The sequence below is a fragment of the Caulobacter sp. HJHS_5 genome (assembly GCF_056683955.1).
Genome location: NZ_JBWZNC010000001.1, coordinates 193801 through 215844, shown reverse-complemented (window position 1 = coordinate 215844; position 22044 = coordinate 193801). Strand labels below are relative to the sequence as shown.

29 protein-coding genes are annotated in these 22044 nt (G+C 66.4%); 7 read left to right on the top strand and 22 right to left on the bottom strand.

Annotated elements, in window-relative coordinates; all coding sequences use genetic code 11:
- From virB10 to arsH, 14 genes are all read right to left on the bottom strand, one after another.
- A complete protein-coding gene (virB10, locus tag ACFLIT_RS01115; protein ID WP_479909336.1) occupies positions 1–1128 on the bottom strand; it encodes a type IV secretion system protein VirB10 in 1128 nt (375 codons plus the stop codon).
- A complete protein-coding gene (gene virB9, locus ACFLIT_RS01110) occupies positions 1125–1976 on the bottom strand; it encodes a P-type conjugative transfer protein VirB9 (protein WP_479909335.1) in 852 nt (283 codons plus the stop codon). Before virB9 ends, virB10 begins: the two co-directional genes overlap by 4 nt.
- The gene (locus tag ACFLIT_RS01105) at positions 1973–2647 is read right to left on the bottom strand and encodes a VirB8 family type IV secretion system protein (protein WP_479909334.1); all 675 of its coding nucleotides are present in this window, start codon (positions 2645–2647) and stop codon (positions 1973–1975) included. The genes virB9 and ACFLIT_RS01105 overlap by 4 nt, the downstream gene beginning before the upstream one ends.
- 235 nt (positions 2648–2882) lie before the next feature.
- Complete coding sequence (locus ACFLIT_RS01100) at positions 2883–3818, bottom strand: TrbL/VirB6 family protein (protein WP_479909333.1); 936 nt, start codon at positions 3816–3818, stop codon at positions 2883–2885.
- A 6-nt stretch (positions 3819–3824) separates the two neighbouring features.
- A complete protein-coding gene (locus tag ACFLIT_RS01095) occupies positions 3825–4046 on the bottom strand; it encodes an EexN family lipoprotein (RefSeq protein ID WP_479909332.1) in 222 nt (73 codons plus the stop codon).
- Complete coding sequence (locus ACFLIT_RS01090) at positions 4046–4753, bottom strand: TrbJ/VirB5 family protein (RefSeq protein WP_479909331.1); 708 nt, start codon at positions 4751–4753, stop codon at positions 4046–4048. The genes ACFLIT_RS01095 and ACFLIT_RS01090 overlap by 1 nt, the downstream gene beginning before the upstream one ends.
- On the bottom strand, positions 4750–7128 hold the full coding sequence (locus ACFLIT_RS01085) for a VirB4 family type IV secretion/conjugal transfer ATPase (protein ID WP_479909330.1): 2379 nt from the start codon (positions 7126–7128) through the stop codon (positions 4750–4752). Before ACFLIT_RS01085 ends, ACFLIT_RS01090 begins: the two co-directional genes overlap by 4 nt.
- A complete protein-coding gene (locus ACFLIT_RS01080) occupies positions 7121–7465 on the bottom strand; it encodes a VirB3 family type IV secretion system protein (protein ID WP_479909329.1) in 345 nt (114 codons plus the stop codon). The genes ACFLIT_RS01085 and ACFLIT_RS01080 overlap by 8 nt, the downstream gene beginning before the upstream one ends.
- Before the next feature lie 4 nt (positions 7466–7469).
- Positions 7470–7790, bottom strand: a complete 321-nt coding sequence (locus ACFLIT_RS01075; protein ID WP_479909328.1) for a TrbC/VirB2 family type IV secretion system protein — start codon at positions 7788–7790, stop codon at positions 7470–7472.
- Complete coding sequence (locus ACFLIT_RS01070) at positions 7787–8419, bottom strand: lytic transglycosylase domain-containing protein (RefSeq protein ID WP_479909327.1); 633 nt, start codon at positions 8417–8419, stop codon at positions 7787–7789. Before ACFLIT_RS01070 ends, ACFLIT_RS01075 begins: the two co-directional genes overlap by 4 nt.
- Positions 8420–8538: 119 nt before the next feature.
- Complete coding sequence (locus tag ACFLIT_RS01065; RefSeq protein ID WP_479909326.1) at positions 8539–8829, bottom strand: LuxR C-terminal-related transcriptional regulator; 291 nt, start codon at positions 8827–8829, stop codon at positions 8539–8541.
- Positions 8830–9014: 185 nt separating this feature from the next.
- A complete protein-coding gene (locus tag ACFLIT_RS01060; protein WP_479909325.1) occupies positions 9015–9239 on the bottom strand; it encodes a helix-turn-helix domain-containing protein in 225 nt (74 codons plus the stop codon).
- Positions 9240–9409: 170 nt separating this feature from the next.
- Positions 9410–9919 carry an arsinothricin resistance N-acetyltransferase ArsN1 family A gene (locus ACFLIT_RS01055; RefSeq protein ID WP_479909324.1) on the bottom strand — a complete coding sequence of 170 codons (510 nt, stop codon included), beginning with the start codon at positions 9917–9919 and terminating at the stop codon, positions 9410–9412.
- Positions 9916–10647, bottom strand: coding sequence for an arsenical resistance protein ArsH (gene arsH, locus ACFLIT_RS01050; RefSeq protein ID WP_479909323.1), 732 nt, complete (start codon positions 10645–10647; stop codon positions 9916–9918). The genes ACFLIT_RS01055 and arsH overlap by 4 nt, the downstream gene beginning before the upstream one ends.
- A 60-nt stretch (positions 10648–10707) precedes the next feature.
- Here arsH and ACFLIT_RS01045 point away from each other — a divergent pair, with 60 nt between their 5' ends.
- The 7 genes from ACFLIT_RS01045 to ACFLIT_RS01015 all read left to right on the top strand — a co-directional run bounded on the left by ACFLIT_RS01045 (position 10708) and on the right by ACFLIT_RS01015 (position 14325).
- Positions 10708–11052, top strand: coding sequence for an ArsR/SmtB family transcription factor (locus ACFLIT_RS01045; RefSeq protein WP_479909322.1), 345 nt, complete (start codon positions 10708–10710; stop codon positions 11050–11052).
- 8 nt (positions 11053–11060) lie between these two features.
- Positions 11061–11567: an arsenate reductase ArsC gene (locus ACFLIT_RS01040; RefSeq protein WP_479909321.1), complete on the top strand. Its 507-nt coding sequence runs from the start codon at positions 11061–11063 to the stop codon at positions 11565–11567.
- A complete protein-coding gene (locus ACFLIT_RS01035; protein WP_479909320.1) occupies positions 11564–12259 on the top strand; it encodes an MIP/aquaporin family protein in 696 nt (231 codons plus the stop codon). Before ACFLIT_RS01040 ends, ACFLIT_RS01035 begins: the two co-directional genes overlap by 4 nt.
- A complete protein-coding gene (gene arsC / locus ACFLIT_RS01030) occupies positions 12256–12666 on the top strand; it encodes an arsenate reductase (glutaredoxin) (protein ID WP_479909319.1) in 411 nt (136 codons plus the stop codon). Before ACFLIT_RS01035 ends, arsC begins: the two co-directional genes overlap by 4 nt.
- A 90-nt stretch (positions 12667–12756) precedes the next feature.
- Complete coding sequence (locus ACFLIT_RS01025) at positions 12757–13119, top strand: hypothetical protein (protein WP_479909318.1); 363 nt, start codon at positions 12757–12759, stop codon at positions 13117–13119.
- A gap of 58 nt (positions 13120–13177) precedes the next feature.
- On the top strand, positions 13178–13531 hold the full coding sequence (locus tag ACFLIT_RS01020) for an ArsR/SmtB family transcription factor (protein WP_479909317.1): 354 nt from the start codon (positions 13178–13180) through the stop codon (positions 13529–13531).
- Between the two features lie 215 nt (positions 13532–13746).
- Positions 13747–14325 carry a hypothetical protein gene (locus ACFLIT_RS01015; protein ID WP_479909316.1) on the top strand — a complete coding sequence of 193 codons (579 nt, stop codon included), beginning with the start codon at positions 13747–13749 and terminating at the stop codon, positions 14323–14325.
- A gap of 12 nt (positions 14326–14337) precedes the next feature.
- Here the strand turns inward: ACFLIT_RS01015 and virB11 are convergent, their stop codons facing one another.
- Genes virB11 through ACFLIT_RS00975 form a run of 8 tightly spaced genes read right to left on the bottom strand, consistent with a single transcriptional unit; the run spans position 14338 to position 22028 of the window.
- A complete protein-coding gene (gene virB11, locus ACFLIT_RS01010; RefSeq protein WP_479909315.1) occupies positions 14338–15351 on the bottom strand; it encodes a P-type DNA transfer ATPase VirB11 in 1014 nt (337 codons plus the stop codon).
- A complete protein-coding gene (locus ACFLIT_RS01005) occupies positions 15348–16454 on the bottom strand; it encodes a TrbI/VirB10 family protein (RefSeq protein ID WP_479909314.1) in 1107 nt (368 codons plus the stop codon). The genes virB11 and ACFLIT_RS01005 overlap by 4 nt, the downstream gene beginning before the upstream one ends.
- A 2-nt stretch (positions 16455–16456) precedes the next feature.
- A complete protein-coding gene (locus ACFLIT_RS01000) occupies positions 16457–17245 on the bottom strand; it encodes a TrbG/VirB9 family P-type conjugative transfer protein (protein WP_479909313.1) in 789 nt (262 codons plus the stop codon).
- Positions 17242–18405: a TrbL/VirB6 family protein gene (locus ACFLIT_RS00995; protein ID WP_479909312.1), complete on the bottom strand. Its 1164-nt coding sequence runs from the start codon at positions 18403–18405 to the stop codon at positions 17242–17244. Before ACFLIT_RS00995 ends, ACFLIT_RS01000 begins: the two co-directional genes overlap by 4 nt.
- The gene (locus ACFLIT_RS00990) at positions 18402–20819 is read right to left on the bottom strand and encodes a VirB4 family type IV secretion/conjugal transfer ATPase (protein ID WP_479909311.1); all 2418 of its coding nucleotides are present in this window, start codon (positions 20817–20819) and stop codon (positions 18402–18404) included. The genes ACFLIT_RS00995 and ACFLIT_RS00990 overlap by 4 nt, the downstream gene beginning before the upstream one ends.
- 13 nt (positions 20820–20832) lie before the next feature.
- Positions 20833–21114 carry a VirB3 family type IV secretion system protein gene (locus ACFLIT_RS00985; protein WP_479909310.1) on the bottom strand — a complete coding sequence of 94 codons (282 nt, stop codon included), beginning with the start codon at positions 21112–21114 and terminating at the stop codon, positions 20833–20835.
- A gap of 9 nt (positions 21115–21123) precedes the next feature.
- The gene (locus ACFLIT_RS00980; RefSeq protein ID WP_479909309.1) at positions 21124–21429 is read right to left on the bottom strand and encodes a TrbC/VirB2 family protein; all 306 of its coding nucleotides are present in this window, start codon (positions 21427–21429) and stop codon (positions 21124–21126) included.
- A 5-nt stretch (positions 21430–21434) separates the two neighbouring features.
- A complete protein-coding gene (locus ACFLIT_RS00975; protein ID WP_479909308.1) occupies positions 21435–22028 on the bottom strand; it encodes a lytic transglycosylase domain-containing protein in 594 nt (197 codons plus the stop codon).
- Between the last annotated feature and the right edge of the window lie 16 nt (positions 22029–22044).

Genomic DNA, 22044 nt, shown 5'->3' with positions numbered 1-22044 from the left:
TCACCGGCTCTTCAGGCCATAGACGCCGGAGAAGTCGAAGTCCTGGGCGACGAAGATCGACACCTCTGCGCCCTGGGCCTTGCGTAGACTGGGCGGGATGTTGATCGAGTTCTGCACCGCGATCCCGGCGGCGTCGGACGGCAGGCGCGTGACGTTGGACCCGTTGTTCGGCCCGGCGACGGCATAGGCCGCATCATCGACGATGCTGAGCAACAGGGCGCCGCCGAAGCGATCCCAGAAATGGGTGTCGATCTCGCCGTCGAAGCCAGCCCGCCCGACCGGATCGGCCGCGGGCGAGCCCAGGGCGATGGCGACGCCGGCCGGGGTCACCGCCCGCGTCCACAGCACGAACAAGCGCCGCTGGCCCTGGCGCAGGCTCGAGCGGTACTCGCCCAGCACCTTGGTGCCCTTCTCCATCAGGACGACCGCGCCGTTGTCGGACAGCACGTCGCGCGGGATCAGGCAGCTGACATAGCCTGGCGTCGTGGTGTCCATCGCCGTCTGCAGGATGCAGGGGATGTTGGCGCCGGCGACGATCAGGAAGTTGCGGTCGCCAAGCCGGGCGGCCCTGGCCTGGCCGATCGACGAGCCGCGGCGCAGCTGATCGAGCTCGGTCGCTTCCCGGGTTGGGCCCGGCTGGGCGGCGAGAATAGCCGGCAGCGCCGGCGCGGCGCCGCCCTCGCCGCCCCGGCTGTAGGCCAGGATCGGCGCCCCGCGGATGGCGCTGACCTCGGCCTGGCGGCGTGTCGCGGCGCTGGCCATCGTCGCCCCGCCGGCAGCAGGCTGGATCGCCGGCACCTGGCCGCTGGCCTCCATGGGCACGAGGCCAGGCGCATGGGCGCCGGGCGCCGCCAGGGTCGGCGGCGGCGCCTTCATCGCCGGCTCGAACGGCACCACTTGCCGCGCCGGCTCGTCACGCCTCGGCTCGGCTTTCGGCTTCTCATGGCCCCAGGTGGCGGCCACGAACACGCCGCATCCGGCCACGAGGGCGGCGAGGACGACGCCCTTGCCGGCCAGGCCGGAACCGAGCCGCCCGGCGATCGGGGAGATCGATCGCTCGAACGCGGGCGCACTGCGTTCGGCCCTCGGCGGGGGCGGTTCGTCATGAAGATCGACGGTGTCGGTCATGGCCGGGACGCTCCCTGGGCGGTGCGCTGGACGTCAGGCGCGGCGGTGCCCGTCCCCGGATTGACGCCGTAGGGCTCGAAGGCCTGGTTGTAGATGCAGAGCACGTCGCGTCCCCGACGCAGACGCAGCTGGCGCACGACGGCATGGACCACGACGAATTCACCCCGCACGTCGAACGGTACCAGGCTCTCTGTCCCGCTGGCCTCCACCTGATAGATGGCCGGCACCTGCTGATTGGCGGGAAAGCGCAGGACGGTGAAGCGGCCGTTGTCGGACACCTCAGACGGCTGCATCGCGCTGGCGCCCTGGACGCCGTAGCTGAGGTTTCGCCGCCCCTCGACCACGGCGCGGTCGAGTTTGAGGTCGAGAATCCGACGTTCAAGCGCGGCGGCCTGCCCCGTCAACGCCGCCGCAGCAGCGGCCTTCTCGTCCTGAGGATAGCGAAAGCGCAGGCCAAAGACGGTGTCCGCCGTATTGCGGGCCGAAGACCCGGCCCGGGTCGACAGCTCGAACGTGTAGTTGCGGGTCTCCGCGCCCCGGCTGGTGGTGACGATCAGATTGGTCGGAGGCCGCGCCGCCTTCGGCTTCACGAACAGGATGTTCTTCTCGGCAGCGACGTCCCAGCCTGTCGCGTCGCCCACGGCGACGTGAAGGATGGTCTCGTCAGGCCCCAGAAGGATCTGGGTCGCCGTGCGGAAGACGCCGGTGATCTTCACCACCGCCCAGGGATCGTAGTCCACCACCTTGATCCGCGGATCGGATGGCCCCGACTTGGGGGTGTCCAGGGCGAAAGCAGGCGATGCGACGGCCAGCGTCGCTGCAGCCAGGATGGCGAGGGGTGCTCTCATCGCACCACCTCCGGGTCGGACCGATAGCTGGTCACCTGGAAGCCCAGCGGATTGCGCAGGCGATCCGCCTCGCCCATGGGCGCGCGGGTGTAGCTGTAGGCCACGGTCGCGATCCAATCGCTTTCCGTGACCTGCTGGCTCTGGCGGACGATCCGGTGGAAGCGGACATTGGCGACCCCGTCGGACACGAAGCTCACCGCGCGGATGTCGATCTGCGCTTCACCGGCCGGGCCGTAGACGACCTGCGGGCTCTGCGGGTTGGCCGGCCGGAAGGCGTCGCCCCAACGCTGTTGCTCCGCCGGGGTCGACATGATCGAGACTTGGCGGAAGTTGGCCTCGGCCGCCGGGGCCAGCCAACCCTCACGCGCGCGGACGTATTGCGCCAGGAAATGCTTGGTGACGGCCTCGTCGTAGGTCAGCGGCTTCTCGGACCGCAAGGCGGTCATCACATCGACCGCCCCGGTGCTGCGGTCCACGCGCACCACGAAGGGCTCGACGCTTTTCAAGGGCGCCAAGGCTGCGACGGCCCCGACGGCGGCCGTCGCCACGAGGGCGGCGAAGGTGGCGACGCCCCAGGCCAGGCGGCGCGAACGCTCGGCGCTGCGCAGCTGATCGAAGTTCCAGCCCTTCGCCTCCGAGAAATAGCCCTTCAGATCCGTTTCGGCTTTCATCCCAGGCAGCTCCCGAACGCGGCCGGTGAGGCGATTGAGGACAAGGTCTTGGGCTTGGCTTCGTCCGACCCTGCCGGCGCCGCGGACGGCACGGCTTGCGTCGAGGACGCCAGGACCGACCCATAGGGATTGGCGGGGCGCAGGTGTTTGCCGTCACAGACGGCCAGCTTACCGCCGCCAGTTGTGGAGCAGGCGGACAGGGCAAGTCCGCTCAGGACGAGAACAGCGATCCGCATCAGGCGCGACCTCCGGCAGGACGAATGGAGCCCCCGCCCCGTGGTGAACTGCGGCTGGCTTCTTGCGGCCCCTGCGGCGCACCAGGGCGCGGCACACCGCTCAGCGAGGCGGCGTTGGCGAAGTCCGCCAGACCTGCGCTGGCCCCGCCCGCGATGCCGGCGGCGATGGCTGGGGTCTGCAGGAAGAAGATCGCGCCCAGCAGGCACAGCGCCACGAACAGCAGGCCGCCGGCCATCGGGTCAGCGCCATCAATGCTGCCCCACTGCTGGGTGACCAGCGACAGGATCAGTTGGAAGACGGTGATGATGAGAGCGAACAGGACGAGGTAGTTCACGGCCTGGCTGAGCCAGCCGAAGAAGAACCGCCGCGTCGCGTCGAAGAGTGCGCAAGCCACAAAGATCGGCCCAAGCGCCACCAGCAAAGCCAGCGCCACCTTGGCGATCAGAACCACGCCGAACCCAATCGCCGCGGCCAGCGCCCCGACGACGTAGACGATCGCACCCAGGATCCAGGGACCGAAGTCGACCGGGCTGGCCTCCTTGGTGATCTTGTCGGCGAGGTAGGCGGCTCGATTGAAGAACTGGTCGAAGGCCGACCCGACGTCCGGCACGCCTGCCCCGCTGATCGCCTGGGTCAGCGTATCCGGCAGAACGTGGAACAGCGGCTGGGTGACATAGGTCGAATAAGCGACCGTGGTGGCCAGCATGTAGATGAAGGCCAGCTTGATGCTGCGCACCACGAAATCCATGAACGGCTCCTGGATCGAACCGCGCAGGATCGCGAAGCCGTACAACAGGACGTAGAGGACAAGGGCGGCCCGCAGCGGCCCCGACACCTGGGCCATCACCGAACTGGCGCGCTCATTCAGGAAGACGTCGAGCTTGCCATCGACGAACTGATAAGCGGGCTGGAAGATGTGAAGCGGCTCGGCCACGGGAAATCAGAACCCCTTGTGGTAGCCGTCCATACGCTCGTTGCGCTTCGCAGCGGCAACTGCGGATTGGGCGTTCGTACATTCCTGGCCGCGATGAGCGCCCGACTGACAGTCAGCCACGACGGTCTCGGCATCCTTCGGATGCGCCTCGAAGTAGCTTGCGCTGCGCGGCTCTGGTGAGCAGGCCGCCAAGCCGGCCACGCTGAGGATGAGCACGAGGCTTCGCATCATTGGAATCCCTGTTGGTAGGCGGTCATTCGGGCTTCACGTGCCGCCAGTGCACGTTCACGGTCCCTCTGGGTTTGCAGCCGATCCTCGGCCGCCTGCGCCATAGCGAGGCCCTGCAGCCGCACCTGATCGTTGGCGATCATGGCCTGCTCGGTCGTGGCCCGGGCCTGCAGGTCCATCACAGCGCGCGCGCTCGGGGCCGTGTCGATGGCGGCTTGAAGGTCCTTGAGGCCTTCGAGACGTTGTGCGCCGGCGTCGGTCACGGTCTGACCAAGCGCCAGGTCGCGGGCGGCGCGCTGACCCGACGCCTCAAGGTCGGCGCCAAGGGGATCGTCGGCGGGCGCCGTGTAGAGACGGTTGGCGGATCGAATGGCGTCTGCCTTGGCGCCGATGGCGCCCAGCGCGCTGAAGTCGCCCTCGGTCACCGCGCTCAAGGCGGATGTGTCTGGGAGGAACGATCGCAAGGACGGTACGCCAAGCCCGCTGGCGATCTTGCTGACGCCTGACGGGTCGTTGAGGCTCGCGAAAAGTTGCTGGCCTTGGGTGACCTGGGTCTTCAGCTCGTTCAGCTGGTTGACCGCCGTGGTCGCCTGCTGGATCAGCTTGGCATAGCTGGTGGCGTCATAGACGGCCAGCTGGGCATGGGCGGCAGAGCCGCCGAGCCAGACCGCCCCGACGAGGGCGACAGTGATGAGCGATCGTCTCATGGGATCGTCCTCCGTTCGTGATGAAAAAGTTCGAGCCAGTCGTTGGGATCGTCGCCGACGCGGGCGCGAATGCGGTCGAGGAGATCGACCGTCTCAGTACGGCCCGACAGCACGGCCAGGTCGTCATCCAGGCCATCAAGGCGAAGCTCGGCGACGACCGAGCTGAGGCCTTGCTTGATGAGGAACTGTCGCGATGCCGGGGCCAGCTCCTCGCGCACGAGGGCGAACTCCCGGCGGGTCAGGCCAAAGCCCTCGATGTAGTCGCGCTCAGCGGCGTGGGCGTTGGGCAGGAAGATCTTGGTCGCGCACTGTTCCAGGATCGTGTGAGCGATGGGAGAGCGCAGGACGTCGGCGGGCGACTGCGTGCCGAACACCATGAAGGCGTTTTGTTTGCGGTAGGTCTTCAGCCCGTCCTGGGCGAGGCTCCGGAATGCCTCGTCGCCCAATGCCTTCCAGAATTCGTCGATATCGATGACCAGACGGCGCCCGTCGACCAGAGCGGCCAGTCGGTGGAAGAGATACATCATCATCGGCGTACGAACTTCGGCGTTGTCCAGCACATGGGTCATGTCGAAGCCGAGGAACCGGGCGTCGAGGCTTAGCGCGTCAACGTCGTTGTCGAGCACCCAGCCGAGAGGCCCACCCCGACACCACTTCTCCAGGCGAGAGCCGACGCCGCCAGCGTCCCGCTGACCCAGCAAAGCGCGCAACGCCGACAAGGATCGCTGAGCCGGCGGCATCGGGCCCAGGGCCATGACGGCTGCATCGATCGCCTGCTCTTCCTGAACCGACAGCGGCCTTTCGGACGCGCCGACCAACTGCCGGACGAGCTGGCCAAGAAAGGCGGCGTTGCCCGGCGTGAAATCCAACGCCTTCAGGGGTGCAAACCCGGTCGGCTCGCCATTGCGCAAGGTCAGATAGGTCCCGCCGCAGGCCCGAACAAAGACCTCCGCACCCCGATCCTTGTCGATGAACACCTGTTGAGCGCCGAACTTCTCCAGCGCGGCCAGCATGAAGTTCTGGACGACCGTTTTCCCCGAGCCAGATGGCCCGCAGATGAAGGTGTGGCCAAGATCCCCGACATGGAAGTTGAAGTGGAAGGGCGAGCCGGCGGAGGTCCGCAATAAGGCGACGGACGCGCCCCAATGATTGCCCTCCGCCCGACCGGCAGGATGGGTGTGGAAAGGCGCCAGCGCGGCGAAGTTGCGCGAGGTGATCGCGGCCGGGCGGACACGGCGGCTGAAGTTGCCGGGGAACTGCGCCCAGAAGGCAGCCTCAAGCGCCAGATCCTCGCGCGCCGTCACCAGGCCGGAGTCAGCCAGCAAAGCGCGGGCGCTTGAAAGATTATCGCTAAGGCTGCGGGCATCATCGCCGTAAACCAGCACCGAAGCTTGGTGGTCGCCCATGGCGAAGCGGTTGGACATCAGATCGTCCAGGGCGTCGCCGAGCCCGGCGATCTGCGAGACCGCACGGTCTCGCGCCGAAAGCATCTGGTTCTGCTTTCGCTCCATGACAGCCCGCGCCGCCGTCTTGGAGAGGAAGGTGAAGGACTGGCTGGCGGCGAACGCGAAGCGGGCCGACAACAGCCCATTCCACAGACCGGGTCGTGTGACGGCGGGATATTCCTTCACCCCGAACATGCCGCCGAATCGCGCTTCGGCAGCGTCGCGGATCTCCAAAGCCTCTCGGCCGAAGATGACCCTGGCGGAATAGATGGCTGAGCCCAGATGTCCCCGGATCAGCGGCACCCGTTCGCGCCGTCCTGTCAGGACAAGCCGCAGCACCTCCAAAGGCTCGGAGAACCAGGCCCCTCCTCGCTCATAAAGGCCGAGGGTCCGGACTCCATACCGGCTGAGGTACTGTGCCAAGTCGCGGCCTGCATCCTGCAGCCGCTTGACCGCCTCCTCCTCGTTGGCTTCGGATCGCCTCTGCCGAGTGATCCAGGCGCTGGCCCGCTCGGTGGCGTCGCGGCCCGGGTGCAGCACCAGCGTGACGTAGAGTTCGTTGACGAACATCTGGGTCGCGCCGAGGCGGTCGCGGTAACGCGCGTCGAGGTCTCGCGCGAAATTCGAGCGGAAGTCGCCCGCCGGATACCCTTCGTGGCGGCGCCGGACGAGATGGTGCCAGACTGCCAGATGGTCGTTGGCCAAGTTACGCCAGGCTCCATTGAGCTTGGCATGCCAATCGTTGAGGTCGCGGATGTCGGCGGTCTCGAAACTGGCCCCGTCCAGTTGGAAGGTCATCATCAAGGCCTGGGTATCGAGGCCGATGACCTCGCCGGTCACGTGCCGCGCGTAGGGCAAGGCGCCACGCGGATCGAGGTCTCGACCCAGCGACGCGCGGGCCGCCCGTGGCTGAAGCTGCAGATCAGCCACGGATCACCTCCGCGGCCACATAGCGTCGGATCAGCGGAAGCGGCGTGGAGGAACTCCCGCCCCAGGTTGCGCCGTTACGGGCGCGCCCCTTGGTGTCGACGAACATCCACAGGACGCGAAAGGCGTTGTGGTCGTGTTTGCAGACCGCTCGGAAAACCAGATGCATCGCGGGCGCGATCAGGAGGTAGGCCGGCGAGTGCGCCGCGAGGAAGACGGTGGCCGTCACAATCAGGTTGAGGCCCATGGCCTCCATGGGCACGCCCGCGACCATGGCCGGCCGGGTGCAGGCCAGGAACAGCGGGTCTTCGGTCAGGTGCTCGTCGGCCTCGGCGGACATTGGATCATGCCCCGCCACTGCCGCCGGTAATCAGGTCGACGATCGCCGCGGCGCTGAAGATCATAATGATGCCGACGACCACCGTGCCGGCGCGACGCATGTCCAGGTGACCGAACATCCAGGCGATGCCGGTGATGATGATAGCGATCACCGCCAGGCCGCGAATGACGTTGCTGTTGAGCAGATCGATGATGTTCTGGATAAACGTGCCGACGTTGCCGCCGACCCCGGCCGTCTGCGCGAAGGCCGGGCTGGCGCCGGCCAGGGCGATTACGCCGACCAGAGCCAGACGGCCGATGATGAGTCTCTTCCTGCTGGCGTTCACTGGAACCCTCCGGGCGATGTGATGGAGACGGTGGTGACAAAGCTGCCCTGGCTGCGTTGGACGTCGCCAAACACGTCCCAGACCAACGATGGAGTCACCGCAATCGTCCCCGAGGATGCCGGGGCGATGTCGGCGGGACCGCCTGCGCCGATCGCCGGAACGATGCGCTGGGCAGCAGCCTCGACCTTGCCGACGTAGCCGTTACTGAGGCCGCGGGCGGGATGGCCGGTGTTGTAGTAGGAGAGCGTCGCTCGCAGTGCGGCCTGCTCGCCCAACCGCCCCACATCGCTGCGGCTGTAGCCGTCCTGCAGGACGCGAGCGGCGGCGCTGAGGTTGGCGCAAGGCTCGAACACCTCGCGAAGGCTCAGTCCTAGCCAGGCCAAGTTCTTGCTGTTGATCTGCGCGAGGCCCAGATCGATGCTTCGTCCGGCTGCGATCAACGCCCCTGCCCTGGTGACCGCATCGTCGATGGACTTGGGAATGACGGTGATACGGGGCGTCCCGTTGACGCCGATCGCCCAGGGATCAAAGCCGCTTTCGACCTGCACGACCGAGAGCAGCGTTTCGGGTGCGACCGTCGGAGCGCATTCCGCGGTTAGGGCGAGAGCAGCGGCTAAACTCAGGGTCATGGCGACCGCCTGGCGATGAAGACTTCGAACGACAGACCGCTCCGTGGCCCGCACTTGAATGTTGAGCGGGTGTCGGTTTTGTCGCGAGGCGCAAACCTACCCACTGAGAGGGCGTAGGTTTACGGCGCGCCGCCCGTGATGAGGCCAAGCTCCCGGGCGCGCACAACGGCTTGAACCCGCGTCTTGACGCCCAAGTGGCCGCAGACCTTGATAATGTGCTTCTCGACCGTGCGCCCGGAGAGCCCGAGAATGCTCCCGATATCCGTGGCGCTCTTGCCCTCCTGCACCCAGGCCAGGCACTGCAGTTGTCGTTCGGTGATGAGGCGCGCCGAAGGCGTATGGTCGTCTTGTTCAAAGAGAGGACGAAACGAGCGAATTTCGTCCCGGAAAGGGTTGCTTTGACTGGTCAATTGACCGACCTCCTAGTTAGGTCTGCCCCCCTAACTAGACCGGTTATGCGTCTCGATGACGCCTTAGGGCGGGCAGCCAACCAGCTGAACTAGAACGTTCGCAAGCAACACCAGCGGTCACCACGGCTGATTGATTCCCGAGGACGCTAAGAGCGGTCAATTCCGTAGAAATGCGATCCGCGATTCTACGGGGGCGCGTCTGGCAAAAGCCCCAAAGCCAGGGCCTTCGCGACGGCTTGCACACGATTACGAACCTTCAGGCGTGCGCAAGCCTCCCCAACGTATTGGTCGACCGTTCGAGCGGAGAGGCCAAGCGTGACCGCAATCTGCGAAGAGGTTCGTCCATCTGCCGCGAGGCGCAGGCATTCAACTTGGCGGGGGCTAAGTTGCAGATCTGTGTTGTCAGGCACCAGCGCTTCTCAAGACCTCTAGCCGCATGAGAATCGCGTGCTCACCACCCTCAGTCGCGAGGCTATTCTAGTGGTGTAGAAATATGGAAATCAACCTGAGGATGTCGCTTTTGTAGCGTCGCCTTCGGCGAATTTGAGCCCCCAAAGCCTTTGGCGCTCGGGACCAGCGATCAACGCAGCCCAGCTTGGTTCTCAGGAATTAGGCGCTCCACCAGCACGACATCCTTCCACTTTCCATCCAGCTGCCCATGCTTTTCATGGGTTCCGACCTCTCGAAATCCGCACTTGCGCACCAACGCTCGGCTCGCGGCGTTCTCCGGAAAGATGCGCGACAGCAGCTTCCACAGCCCAGCGTCACGTGCGCCTTGAATAAGCGCCTCCATCGCGACCGCACCAGCGCCGCGCCCGCGCCAATCGCGACGCACATAGACCGAGAACTCAGCGATGCCGCCGTACACACAGCGGTCGCTGTAGGCGAAGGCTCCTGCCCAGCCGACGACCTCCCCTGACTCATCGGTCGCTACGACAAGCGGCATGCCTTGGGCGAACCAGGCAGCAATCTGCTCTAGCGTGCGGATGGAGGTCTCGAAAGTGCCGACGCGATCCTCAATCCCCTCGTTGTAAATGGCCATGATCGCCGGGGCGTCGGCGCGCGTGGCGGGTCGCGCGACCAGGGTCATGCCGTCTTCACCTCCGCGGACATGGCGATGGCGGCCAGCGCCTTCGCTTCCTTAAGACCAGCATCTCGGCGCTCGCTGTAACGATCGACCAGATAATCTGAACGGTCGCGGGTCAGCAGGGTGAACTTCACCAGTTCCTCCATCACGTCGACGATTCGCTCATAGTAGGACGACGGCTTCATCCGGCCATCCTCGTCGAACTCCTGGAATGCCTTGGCGACCGAGGATTGGTTGGGGATCGTGATCATCCGCATCCAACGGCCAAGCAGTCGCAGGGTGTTCACGGCATTGAACGACTGCGATCCGCCGCTCACCTGCATGACGGCAAGCGTCTTGCCTTGCGTAGGCCGCACGCTGCCAATCGACAGTGGGATCCAGTCGATCTGAGATTTCATAACGCCGGTGATGGCGCCATGGCGTTCAGGGCTGCACCAGACCTGGGCTTCTGACCAAGCCGACAGGGCGCGCAGTTCCTGCACCTTAGGATGATCCGGCCCCGTCTCGTCGGGAAGCGGCAGGCCGCGGGGATCGAACACTCGCGTCTCGCAACCCAGCGCCTGCAGGATGCGCTCGGCCTCACGCGTTGCGAACCGGCTATAGGATCGTTCGCGCAGAGACCCATAAAGAAGCAGGACACGCGGCGGATGGGCCGCGCGAACGGCCGGCTCGAGAGCGCTCTGGTCGATCGGCGGCAGGTAGTTGGCGTCCAAGGCGGGGAGGTCGGTCATACGAAACTCATTCAAGGTGGCGGCTTGGAAGCGCCTCTATAATTCGACTATACTAGAATTATGGAAACCGCAATCGCAGTAACCCGGCTTTCAGCCCTCGCCCACGCAACCCGCCTCGATATCTTTCGCTTGCTGGTGAAGGCGGGTCCGGAAGGAATGGCGGCCGGCGAGATAGCAACACGCACCGGCAGCTTGGCGAACACGTTGTCGAGCAACCTGAGCATTCTGAGCGTATCCGGCCTGATCTCGAATCGTCGGGAGGGTCGCTCAATCATCTACTTTGCGAGCTATGCAGCGATGAGCGAGCTGCTGAATTTCCTCATGGAGGATTGCTGCGCCGGCAATCTGGACATCTGCGCGCCGGTCGTGAGCCGGTTGCGCGCAACGAAAACCACCCCCTGCTAGGAGCCATCGTGGCCGCCACGCCCTATACCATCCTCTTCCTTTGCACCGGCAATTCGGCGCGCTCCGTCTTGGCGGAAGCCCTGATGAACAAGCTCGGGGAAGGCCGTTTCCGGGCCTTCTCCGCGGGCTCCATGCCGGCCGGAAAGGTCAACCCGGGCGCCTTGCCGATCGTCGAGGCGCTAGGCTTCGATGCGACCGACTTCCGCTCCAAATCCTGGGACGAGTTCGCAGCCGAGGATGCGCCGCCGCTCGATTTCATCATCACGGTTTGCGACAACGCCGCCGGCGAGGTCTGCCCCATTTGGCCGGGTAAGCCGATGACCGCCCACTGGGGCCTGCCCGACCCCGCTCACGTCGAGGGCGAAGAGGCCCGCGCCGCGGCGTTCGAGGCGACCGCCGAGAGCCTAACGACCCGCATCAATGCGCTTCTGGCCCTCCCCTTCGACGACCTCGATCCTGCAGCGCTGAAAGCGCGCATCCGGGAGATCGGCCAGATCGACGATACCGCTCAATGAGCCAGGCAGAGTCGGCGGCGACGCCGTTCAACTTGGGCCGCCGCCTGGCCGCGGAAGGGCTCGGGACCGCCCTTCTGCTGGCGGTGGTCATCGGCTCGGGCGTGATGGGCGAACATCTGGCGGGCGGCAACACCGCCATCGCCCTGCTTGGCAATACGCTGGCGACTGGCGCCGCGCTGGTTGTGCTGATCAGCATCTTCGGCCCGGTGTCCGGCGCGCATTTCAATCCGGCCGTTACGCTTGTCTTCGCGCTGCGCCGGGAAATTTCGATCCCCGCGGCCCTCGGCTATGTCATCGTCCAGACATTGGGCGCAGTGCTCGGCGTATGGCTGGCCCATGCCATGTTCGCCGAGCCGGTGCTGGAGATCTCGACCAAGCTGCGCGACGGGCCTGCCCAGGCGCTCTCCGAGTTCGTCGCCATCTTCGGTCTCATCGGCACGATCTTCGGGACAGTACGCTTCAAGCCCGAGGCGACGCCGATGGCGGTCGGCCTGTACATCACCGCCGCCTACTGGTTCACCGCTTCAACCTCCTTCGCCAACCCGGCGGTGACCGTCGCCCGCAGCCTGTCGAACACCTTCGCGGGCATCGCACCATCGTCGGCGCCGGCCTTTATCGTCGCCCAATTGCTCGGCGCCCTCGCCGCTTGGCTGTTCTTCACCTGGCTGTTTGACCTTCGGAAGCCCCAATGACCGACGCCTTCCCGATCACCATCTTCCACAACCCGGGCTGCGGCACCTCGCGCAACGCCTTGGCCATGATCGAGGCGGCCGGCTATGCGCCGACCGTCGTCGAGTATCTGCAGGCTGGCTGGACGCGTGAGCAGCTGCAGCGCCTGCTGGCCCAGATGGGGAAGAGCCCGCGCGATATCCTTCGCGAAAAGGGTACGCCCGCCGCTGAACTGGGCCTGCTCGACCCTGCCGTCAGCGACGACGCGCTGCTCGACGCGATGGTGGCGCACCCCATCCTGGTCAATCGGCCGATCGTGGTGACCCCCAAGGGCATCGCGCTGGCCCGCCCGTCAGAGGCCGTGCTTGAGTTGCTCGACCGGCTGCCGGAAAGCTTCACCAAAGAAGACGGCGAGGTCGTCAAACTCTGACGAAAACGCCGCCCGGCGTCATTCTCAGCTTTCTCGATTCCTTATTTCTGCTATCGTCGAACTCTGGAATTCTTCTAGGGGAGATGTAGCATGAGAATCTGGGCAGCCTTGATGGCGACGGCGCTTCTGGCGGGGACGGCTCATGCCGCCGACGGTCCGAGCGTGACGCCGGCGTTGTCGGCCAAGGGCGACGGCAATTGGGAAATGCTTTGCCACGTCCTCGTCGACGGTGAACTGAAACCCACCATCTTGGGGCCGCAGCGTTCCGCCTATACCGACGCCCGCATGAAGCGCGCCGATTGCAGCTACCACGCCACGGCGAAGGGCGACCTGACCGTGACCCTGATCGGCGCCGAATCCTGCCCGTTCGCCGGCGCTGCCGCGGACGCTTGCGCCCTCAACGTCCCCAAGGGGAAGCGCGGCTCGTTCAAATTCAAAGCGTCTAGCCGCTAGACGATGGCAGAACTGGGAGCGGCTTTGCCGACACCTTCATTTCCGCTATGGAGAGACCATGGAAATGAAGGCCGCAGTGACCGCTCTCTCCGCCCTCGCCCACCAGGGTCGGCTGAGCGCCTTTCGTACGCTTGTGCAAGCCGGTCGCGATGGCGTCTCTGCGGGCGAGTTAGCGCGCCGACTGGAAGTGCCACCTAACAGCCTGTCGGCCAACCTGACGATCCTCTCCCATGCCGGGCTGATCGTCAGCCGCCGGGAAGGACGTTCGGTCATTTATTCGGCTCAATACGACTCGATGGCGGCGGTCCTCGAATTCCTTATGGAAGATTGCTGCGCAGGCTCACCCGAGATTTGCGCTTCGATGGCTGCAGTTCTTCAGCGCAGTCAGTGCGCCGCAAACGCCGTCATCTGACTCGACTTTCCAGCAGTAGGCTCGTCGCCAAGCTGCAAGCACACGCACCGGCGGAATTCTGGCTGGCTGGCGGAGCGCGTCTAACCCACGAAATTCGAAGGCAAAATAACGGACCATTCTGACGATTCCATATTTCACTATTTCTAGAATCGTTAGATATTGCGAGAGTTGGTTGAGGCATCGATTGTGGCCTCAAGGAGCTCCTCCGACGCCTGATGCTGAAGATCACCTTCCAGCTTTTCCCGCGCGATGCAGCGAAGTTCGACCAGCATGCCGAGGCCTGCGGCGGTCGGAGCGCGCTGGTGCGTTGGATGGTCGGGGAACTGCTTGCAGGACGGTTGAGGCCGCCCGCTCACAACACCGCCGCAGCCGTCACTCCGACCAGACATAACCTTGTCGAGGTCGCGCTCACGGAACAGGAAGCCACCGCCCTCGACGAGGCCTGCGCGTCGCGCGGCATGAGCCGCAGCATGTGGATTCACGCCCTAATACGCTGCCGCCTCGGTGCGCCTGTCGCCTTCTCAAAGGGCGACCGCATCATCCTTCGGCGCACAACCCAGTCCCTGAAGACCCTCGCGTCGGACATTCGAAGGCTCCAGCTTGAGGCGAAACTCAACAAGGCCCCCTCCAGCCAGACCGCGCGTCTGGCCGCGATCGACAGCTCGTTGGAGAAACTCGCCAAGTCGATCCGCGTCGCGGTGGATGGTTCGGCGCTATACTGGCGCGCCGACGACGAAGAGCGTGAGATCAGGTCCGAACCCCATGAAGATGGGCCTTCACCCTCGCTGTCCTAGCTGGTCACACGATCAAGCGGCGCGGCCGACCACATCCCTGGCGTAGACCACCGAAGCGATCCGCCGCTGTCCCTGCCGGCGCTCGAGCTGAACAATGACGTCGATCACCGAGGCCGCGTAGTCCACCGTCTCGGTGCGCGTCAGGCCAATCCCGGTCTGCATCGCCATCAGCGCGATCTGGTCGAGGGCGCCGCGCGGGGTGTTGGCGTGGACGGTCGAAAACGAGCCGGGGTGGCCGGTGTTGATCGCGCGCAGGAAACTGACCGTCTCCTTGCCGCGCAGCTCGCCGAGCACAATGCGGTCGGGCCTCAGGCGCAGCGCCGCCTGGACGAGATCGTCGGTCGAGACCCGCGCCTCGCCAAGTTCACCACGCACCGCGATCAGACCCACGCCATTGGCGCCATGAAGCTGCAGCTCGGCCGAGTCCTCGACGAAGATGACACGCTCCTCGGCGGGCAGTTCGCGCAGCATCGCGTTGAGGAAGGTCGTCTTGCCGGTGGAGGTGCCGCCGGAGATCAGGATCGTCTGGCGGCGGTCGATGGCGTCCTTAAGGAAGGCGATGGGCTGAGCCGCCGCATCGAGCGCGGGCCGTTCGGGAGCGACTTCGAGCGGCCCATGGTCATAGGCGTCCAGTGGCAGATTGAGCTGGCGGTGCCGACGGATGGCCACCACCCAATCGCCCCGCGTCGCCGGCGGGCCGCAAAGCTGGATGCGTTCGCCGTCCGGCAGGGTGGCTGAAAGCAGAGGGTGTTCGCGATTGATGCCCTGGTGGCTGGCGCGGGCGACCTGCTCGGCCAGGCGCTGCAACAGGACATTGGTCAGCTCGGGCAGGGCGATCCGCTGCATGCCCGGCTGGGCGCTGTCTTCCACCCAGACCTCGCCGGGGCGGTTGACGAGGATTTCGGTGACGGTTTCGGTGTCCAACCACCGGCGGAACGGCGCGAGATAGGCGTCGAGGTAGACGCTTCGCGGAAGGGGCTGGTCGTGGGCGCCGGCCAGCTGAATGACGCTGGCGGTCTCGGTCACTGCGTCACCACCTTGGAGAAATCGAGATCGCGGGCGGTGAATACCCGGATCGGCTCGCCTTGGCGCACCCGCACGGTGGGGCCGATCTGCCCGGCCTGGCTGACCGCCGCCGCCGCCGCCGATTGGGTCTGGCCGCCGATCACCACCGACGTGCCGCTGCTCCCTCCCAGGGCCGACAGACCGCCGACCACCGAAAGCAACATGGCCGAGCCGAAGCGCTCGAAGAAATGGTTGTTCACCTCGCCGTCGAGACCGGTCTCGCCCGCGAAAGAGATGGCCGGCGAGGAGATGTTCACCGAAACGCCATCCGGGCGAATGAGGCGGGTCCAGATGATGTAGGCGCGCTTCTGACCCGCCTGCATGCCGCTCTTGTACTGGCCGATCAGGCGGGAGGAGCGGGGCACCATGACGCGGCTGCCGTCGAAGCCCCGGACATCCGAAGAGACGACCGCGCGGACATACCCCGGCACATCGGTGTCGATCGCCGTTTCGAGAATGGCAGAAATCAGGGTGCCCTGGGTAACGGTGGTCTGGGGATTGATCCCCGCCGCAGCGACGCTGGTCGTGCCGCCGATGCCGCCGATGCGGGCCGCGAAGTCATCGTTGGACCCGGCGGTGGCGCCCGGAGCGGTCGCTCCTGTGGCGATGGCCGCTGGGGACGGGGCGGGCAGAGCGCTGGCGTCGAACAGCACGGTCGGTGTCGAGAGCGGGTTGCTCACCGGCGCCGGGGCGACTTGGGGGCCGCCGGCCGGCAGTGGGGTGAAGGCCTGCTGGCTGGGGATGGTGATCGCCTGGGACGGCACCGGCGGCGCGGTCTCGACCTCAACACCGCGAACCGGCGCTTGCGACTGCGCGGCGGCGGGCGCGGCGGAACCGCGCGGCTTCGGCGACTTGCTCAAGGTCCACATCGTCACCACGCCCAGGAGACCCACGACAGCGACGCCCGCGAACAGGCTGAGCGCCTCAGACCCGGGCTTGCGCTGGGTGACCACGGGCATGGCGCTGCGGGTCGCCAGGCTGATGACCGTGGCGCCCTCTCCGCCCCGCGGATCGGTATCGTTGGCGATATTCAGGCGCTCGTGGCGGCGCAGAGTGTCGCGCATGGTCATTGTCCTTGCGGCCGCATTTCAGCGAGCTTGGGCGAGGCGGGCTCGGACGCCGCCGTCTTGTTTTCAAGGGTGGCCATTTCACGGCCGGAGCGCAGCACGATGGTTCGCGGCACGCTGTCGAGCACGAGCATCTCGCCGCGAACGGCGTAGTTGACGGCGCCCTCCTGGCCCTTGTCGTTGCGGGTCAGGATCGCGGGTATGGCGGCCAATGGCGGCCAGAGCATGTAGGTGGCGACGCCGTCGTCGTAGATCCGCGAAGGCATCAGCTTGCGGCTGCCCTCGGTGCGCCAGGCGAAGTTGGGCGGTGTCCGCACCGGCGTCGGCGCGGGCGCCGCTTCCTGAGGCGGGCTGGCGATGGCCTGCGCCTCTTCCGCCGTCACCGCGCCCGCCAGCCGCGGCGCGGGCTTCGGCTCGTCGGGATAGGTGAAGCGCAGCACGTAGAAAGGCGCGCCAGTTCCGTTGGCCACCAGGTCGAAGACGTACATGTGGCGATCGGTGACCACCGTCATGTTGGTGCGGGCCTTCACGCCCAAGGGTTTGACGAACAGCAGGTTGGCCCGCTTGTTCGGCGTCACCTGCCAGCTAGTCGAATCCCCGATAGCGACATTCTCGATGTGCTCGTCATCGCCGAACACGATGGTCGCCTGCACCCCGGCGCGGCCTTCGAGCACCACGACATCGGTGGGATTGTAGAGGCGAGTCAGAAGGCGGGCGTCTTCGGGGTGAGCCGGAGCCGCCATTGCACCGAGAAGAGCGGCCGCGATCAGCATCTGTCGCAGGTTCATCTGATAAACTCCTTCTGCGGCGCGGGACGGCTGGCGAAGCGGCTGCCGATCCCGCGCGCCCGACGAGGCGCAACGGGGCGCATTGATGCGCCGCTCGCGACCGCCGGAATCACGATGTTACGAACCCGCCTCGACCCGCCGGCCTCGGCGGGAGAGGCGTTTGGGCTCGCCCCGCCCAGTTGGGGAAGTCCAGCCACCAAGGCCCTTGAACGCGAAGAACCGGCGTAGGGGATGACGGGTGGCGGCGTCGCCGGCGCGCTGGTCTCGGCGCGGGACGAAGAGGAGCGTCCCTCCCCCGCCCCGCCCAGACCGAACACGCGCCAGGCGCCGACTGTGGTCGTAGCGACGCGGATGGCCAGGGTCATCAGGGCGCAATGCACGGCGGCGATCACGAACAGCGCCATTGCCGCGCGGCCGTCGACGCCGTCAGACCCCCGCAAAGCCGCCACCACGGGGACGGCAAGCTCGATCATCAGAACGCCGCCAAGCACCGCGAGCAGCGGGGTGATCGCCATCAGCACCACGGCGCGCAGCCAGCCGACGAACAGCCCGCGTGTGCCGGGGAAGAGCACGAAGGTGATGAACACCGGCCCGAGCGCGAGCAGCACCGCAAGGGCGATGCGCACGGTCACCAGCAGGCCAACAGTCCCGAGCATAAGCAGCATGGCGCCGAGCCACATCAGATTGCCCGGCGTGAACGACCCCGCCCCGGTGCGCGGCGCACCTTGCGTCACCGTACTCGCCGTCTCGGATATGGCGTTGAACAGGATGTCGATGCGATCGGCGAACATCTGCGTCGCCGAGCCGGGCGAACCCAACAGAATGCCCGCGATCTGGTCGGGAGCGCCGGTCGCCAGGTTCCAGACGACGCTCTGGTAGGCGACCCAGCTCGTCGAGAAGGTCAGTACGACGCCGAGGGTGATCATTCGCGGCGTCAGACTTCGCACGCTGAGCGACGAGCGCCCGGTAATCAGGAGCAGAGCAAAAGATGCGACATAGAGCGTCAGCACCAGGGTCAGGGCGGGCAGCAGCGCGCCGTGCGTGCCGAACAGGCGCGAAAAGGCGCTCGCCGTCGTCTCGGCGCTGACGCAGTCGACAGCGCGAAGCGACGCGGCGACGCCGGCCGAGGCGCCCTGAACGAGATCGTCGCAGCCGCTCATTCAGCGGCCTCCGTCCAGACCGGGCGCGTGCGATCACCATCATCGAGGCCGGGCCATGGCGCGCCGGTGAGAGCGCCGTACCAAGCGGTAGGCGCATCGCCATGGGTGGCGCGGAGGTTGTCGAGCCGGCGCACAATGCTTTCGCGGCCGGACAGCACCGTTAACACCTCCGGCATGTCCGACAGGTCGAGGCGGACAACGACCGACGCGTCCGGCTGTCGAACGAGGAAGCAGCGGCTGTGGGCCGGCAGGGTGCGGATCACATCGAGTTCGTGCTCGGTGAGGCCGAAGCCGTCGCAGTAATCCTCGGGCCGGGCGCGGGCATTCGGCATGAAGATCATCGTCGCGGTTTGTTCGACCAAGGCGGTGGATATGCGGCTGTCCAGCGCGTCACGCGCCGACTGCGTCGCGAAGCCGACCAGGGCGTTGCGCTTGCGCAGGGTCTTCAGCCAGTCGCGGATGCGCGCCGCGAACACCTCGTCGTCGAGCGCTTTCCAGCCTTCGTCGATCAGGATCATCGTCGGTTGGCCGTCAAGCCGCTCCTCGATCCGGTGGAAGAGGTACATCATCACCGGCGTGCGCAGGCGCGGCGTCTCCAGCAACGCCGTCATGTCGAAGCCCAACGTCTTGGCCGAAAGGTCGAGACGGTCTTCGGCGTTGTCGAAGAGCCAGCCATGTTCGCCGCCGCTGATCCAGGCGTCGAGGCGGTGCGCCAGGTCGCCCGGCTGAGGCCGACGGGCGCCGGCGAGCAGTTCGCGGAAGTGGGACAGGCGGCGGAAGGCCGCGTCGTTGATGTAGGCGGCGTCCACGGCCGAGGCGATCGTCGCGAGCTCTTCGGGACCGTTCGCCGCCAACAGCACCGTCAGCCAGTCGCGGAGGAAGGCGCGGTTGTGGGGGGTGTCGGCCAGGGCCAGGGGGTTGAAGCCAGTCGGCTGGCCGGCGGCGATGCGGCTGTAGCGACCACCGATCCCACGGACGAAGACCTCCGCGCCACGATCTTTGTCGAACAGCACCGTGCGAGGCTCGAAGCGCTGGGCCTGGGCGGCGAGGAAGTTCATCACCACCGTCTTGCCGGAGCCGGACGGGCCGATGACCGAGAAGTTGCCGAGATCGCCGGTGTGGAAGTTGAAGAAGAAGGGCGTGGCGCTGGTGGTCTCTAGCACCGTGACGGGGTCGCCCCAATGGTTCCCCTCAGCCTGCCCCAGGGCAAAGCCGTGGAACGATCCGAAACAGGCCATGTTGGCGGAAGAGATCAGCGCCTTGCGGACGATATAGGCTTCGTTCCCAGGCATCTGGCCCCAGAAACCGGGCTCGAGATTGACCTCCTCGCGCACCGCAACCGCGCCGGCGTCGCCGAGGGCCGCCGCGCAGGCTGCCGCGAGTTGATCGATGGTGTCGAGCCGGTCGGCCCGCACGAGCACGGAGAGATGGTGGTCGCCGAACCCGACCGCGCCGCCGCCCAGGGCGTCGCGCGCTGCATGCAGCTCGGACCGTTCCGCCATGGCTTCTTCGTCGGCGGATCGCAGCCGGCGGATGGCGAGATCGATGCGTTCGCGCGAAATTTGCCGGTCCGACGGTGCATAGCTCTCCGTCAGCACCAGTTCGCACGGCATACGCAGCAAGGCGTCGGTGATGCCGGGCGCCGTGGTGTCCGGATAGTCTTTGAGCGAGATCAGGGCGGCGAAGCTGCCGCCGCCGGCGTCCTTCAGCTCCAGGGTGTCCATGCCGAAGTTGATGCGCCGATAGGGCAGCATGCGGCCGATGTCGGTGTGCGGCGCGGGCTTACGCACCGGCCGCATCTCGCCGTTGTAGAGCGAGGACAGGAATTCCAGGATTTCGGAGCACTGACCCGAAGCGCCTTGATAGTCCCCGAGCAGGCGCGCGCCATAGCCGTTGAGCGAGGCGACCATGGCGTTGGCGGCGGCGCGCAGATCACGTACATCCTGCGGCGTCGGGCCGCCGTCCTCAGCGCGGTTGGGCTGCAGCATGCGCGCCACGCGTTCGGCCCAGCCGGTCTTGCCGCGGGCCGGACGGCGGATCAGGGTCACGAACTGGTCGTTGACGAACAGCGAGCCGCTCGAAAGTTTGGCGCGCCAGCGGGCATCGATGTGGGCGGCCAGCGGATCGGCGAAGGCCCCGTCAAGTTCGACCTGCACCCGGCGGCGCACCACATGGTGGTAGAGGACAAACCGCGCATCGAGCGCGCTGCGCAGCAGGAGCTCGCGCGTCGCCGCATGGGCGTTAAGTTCGGCTGTATCGGCGGTCTCGAAGCTGAAGCCTGGCACCAGCAACGACAACATGATCGATCCGTCCCGCAGGAGGACGGTGTTTTCGTCGAGCAGGGCTTTGTAGGGCAGTCGGTCGCCAGCCAGCGCTTCCTTCTTGGCCCAACCGCTCATGTCGAACATGCTCATGGTGCAGGCCCCTTCAGGCGGCGTAGCTGTTGCAGCCCCAGCGACGCCAATTCTTGACGCGCGGGCAACGGCTGACCTTGGTCAGCCAGAGGTCGAATATGCGGGGCTCGCGCAGGCTCGCGAGATAGCCGATGGCGTGAACCAGGAGAGCGATCGGCAAGGCGAGGAAGCTCTTGGTGATCAGAAACGCCTCGGTCGTGACCGCCGCGTTGATGATGAAGAAGCTGTAGGTCACGCCCGCGAACATCTGCGGCCGGGTCAACGCCCGGTGTACGGTGAAGCGAGCGATCTCCATGGTCATCGCTCAGCCCACCGACGCGGACTGGATGCCCGCCACGATGGCCCCTGCCCCGAACAGGATGAAACAACCGACGATGACGGTCGCCGCGAAGCGCCAGTTGATCCGGCCGGTCAGCATCATGAAACCGACGGCGGCGACCGCCATCACCGCGATGGCGGTGGCGACGTTGCCCATCAATGTGCCCTGTATCCAGGACAGGGCCGCCACGATCGGTCCCGACCCCTGCGGGTTGGCCACGGCTTGGGCATGGGCCAGTTGCGGGGCGGCGACGATGGCCGCGGCAAGGCTCGCAAGGCGCGATTTGGACATCTCAACTATCTCCGGACGCTGTCGGAAAGACGCGCCATGATGGCCGCCACATAGGCGCGGGTTTCTGGAATATTGGGGACGCCGCCAGCCTGGCCGACGCGCCGGGGGCCGGCGTTGTAGGCGGCCAGCGCCTTCTCGACGTCGCCGCCGAAGGCGTCGAGCTGCATGCGCAGGTATCGCGTCCCGCCTTCGAGGTTTGCGTTGGGGTCGCGGATATCGACACCGAGGTCCCGAGCCGTCCCCGGCATCAACTGGGCTAGCCCGTGCGCGCCGACCGTGGAGGTCGCGCCTGCGCGCCACCGGCTCTCCTGCCAGATGACCGCCTCAAGCAGCGCGGGGCTGATATCGTACTTGGCCGCCAGGGCGGCGACGGACGCTCGCCACTGATCAGGTCCCGCTGCGGTCACCGCTTGCGTAAAAGCCGGATCCTCCGGCGCTGCCGATCCTGCGGTCGCCTCTCCCGGCGCCGTCATCGATGTCGCGCCGCCGACCCAACGGGCGTTCTGGCCGTCGATCTGCAGAACCTGGGCGCGGGCCGAGACGCTCGTGACGCCAAGTGCGCCGACGGCCAAGACCGCGATTTTCAGTGAGCGAGACATCCGTTTCCTCCCCGTT

What these genes read in the sequence shown, in the direction of transcription:
- ACFLIT_RS00990 (WP_479909311.1), bottom strand. Translation starts at nt 20,819, where the DNA reads ATGAGCATGTTCGACATGAGCGGTTGGGCCAAGAAGGAAGCGCTGGCT.
- arsC (WP_479909319.1), top strand. Translation starts at nt 12,256, where the DNA reads ATGACCGACGCCTTCCCGATCACCATCTTCCACAACCCGGGCTGCGGC.
- ACFLIT_RS01025 (WP_479909318.1), top strand. Translation starts at nt 12,757, where the DNA reads ATGAGAATCTGGGCAGCCTTGATGGCGACGGCGCTTCTGGCGGGGACG.
- ACFLIT_RS00975 (WP_479909308.1), bottom strand. Translation starts at nt 22,028, where the DNA reads ATGTCTCGCTCACTGAAAATCGCGGTCTTGGCCGTCGGCGCACTTGGC.
- ACFLIT_RS01000 (WP_479909313.1), bottom strand. Translation starts at nt 17,245, where the DNA reads ATGAACCTGCGACAGATGCTGATCGCGGCCGCTCTTCTCGGTGCAATG.
- ACFLIT_RS00980 (WP_479909309.1), bottom strand. Translation starts at nt 21,429, where the DNA reads ATGTCCAAATCGCGCCTTGCGAGCCTTGCCGCGGCCATCGTCGCCGCC.
- ACFLIT_RS01055 (WP_479909324.1), bottom strand. Translation starts at nt 9,919, where the DNA reads ATGACCCTGGTCGCGCGACCCGCCACGCGCGCCGACGCCCCGGCGATC.
- ACFLIT_RS01020 (WP_479909317.1), top strand. Translation starts at nt 13,178, where the DNA reads ATGGAAATGAAGGCCGCAGTGACCGCTCTCTCCGCCCTCGCCCACCAG.
- ACFLIT_RS01005 (WP_479909314.1), bottom strand. Translation starts at nt 16,454, where the DNA reads ATGCGCGACACTCTGCGCCGCCACGAGCGCCTGAATATCGCCAACGAT.
- ACFLIT_RS00985 (WP_479909310.1), bottom strand. Translation starts at nt 21,114, where the DNA reads ATGGAGATCGCTCGCTTCACCGTACACCGGGCGTTGACCCGGCCGCAG.
- ACFLIT_RS01090 (WP_479909331.1), bottom strand. Translation starts at nt 4,753, where the DNA reads ATGAGACGATCGCTCATCACTGTCGCCCTCGTCGGGGCGGTCTGGCTC.
- ACFLIT_RS01105 (WP_479909334.1), bottom strand. Translation starts at nt 2,647, where the DNA reads ATGAAAGCCGAAACGGATCTGAAGGGCTATTTCTCGGAGGCGAAGGGC.
- ACFLIT_RS01070 (WP_479909327.1), bottom strand. Translation starts at nt 8,419, where the DNA reads ATGACCCTGAGTTTAGCCGCTGCTCTCGCCCTAACCGCGGAATGCGCT.
- arsH (WP_479909323.1), bottom strand. Translation starts at nt 10,647, where the DNA reads ATGACCGACCTCCCCGCCTTGGACGCCAACTACCTGCCGCCGATCGAC.
- ACFLIT_RS01095 (WP_479909332.1), bottom strand. Translation starts at nt 4,046, where the DNA reads ATGCGAAGCCTCGTGCTCATCCTCAGCGTGGCCGGCTTGGCGGCCTGC.
- virB9 (WP_479909335.1), bottom strand. Translation starts at nt 1,976, where the DNA reads ATGAGAGCACCCCTCGCCATCCTGGCTGCAGCGACGCTGGCCGTCGCA.
- virB10 (WP_479909336.1), bottom strand. Translation starts at nt 1,128, where the DNA reads ATGACCGACACCGTCGATCTTCATGACGAACCGCCCCCGCCGAGGGCC.
- ACFLIT_RS00995 (WP_479909312.1), bottom strand. Translation starts at nt 18,405, where the DNA reads ATGAGCGGCTGCGACGATCTCGTTCAGGGCGCCTCGGCCGGCGTCGCC.
- ACFLIT_RS01035 (WP_479909320.1), top strand. Translation starts at nt 11,564, where the DNA reads ATGAGCCAGGCAGAGTCGGCGGCGACGCCGTTCAACTTGGGCCGCCGC.
- ACFLIT_RS01080 (WP_479909329.1), bottom strand. Translation starts at nt 7,465, where the DNA reads ATGTCCGCCGAGGCCGACGAGCACCTGACCGAAGACCCGCTGTTCCTG.
- ACFLIT_RS01015 (WP_479909316.1), top strand. Translation starts at nt 13,747, where the DNA reads ATGCTGAAGATCACCTTCCAGCTTTTCCCGCGCGATGCAGCGAAGTTC.
- ACFLIT_RS01045 (WP_479909322.1), top strand. Translation starts at nt 10,708, where the DNA reads ATGGAAACCGCAATCGCAGTAACCCGGCTTTCAGCCCTCGCCCACGCA.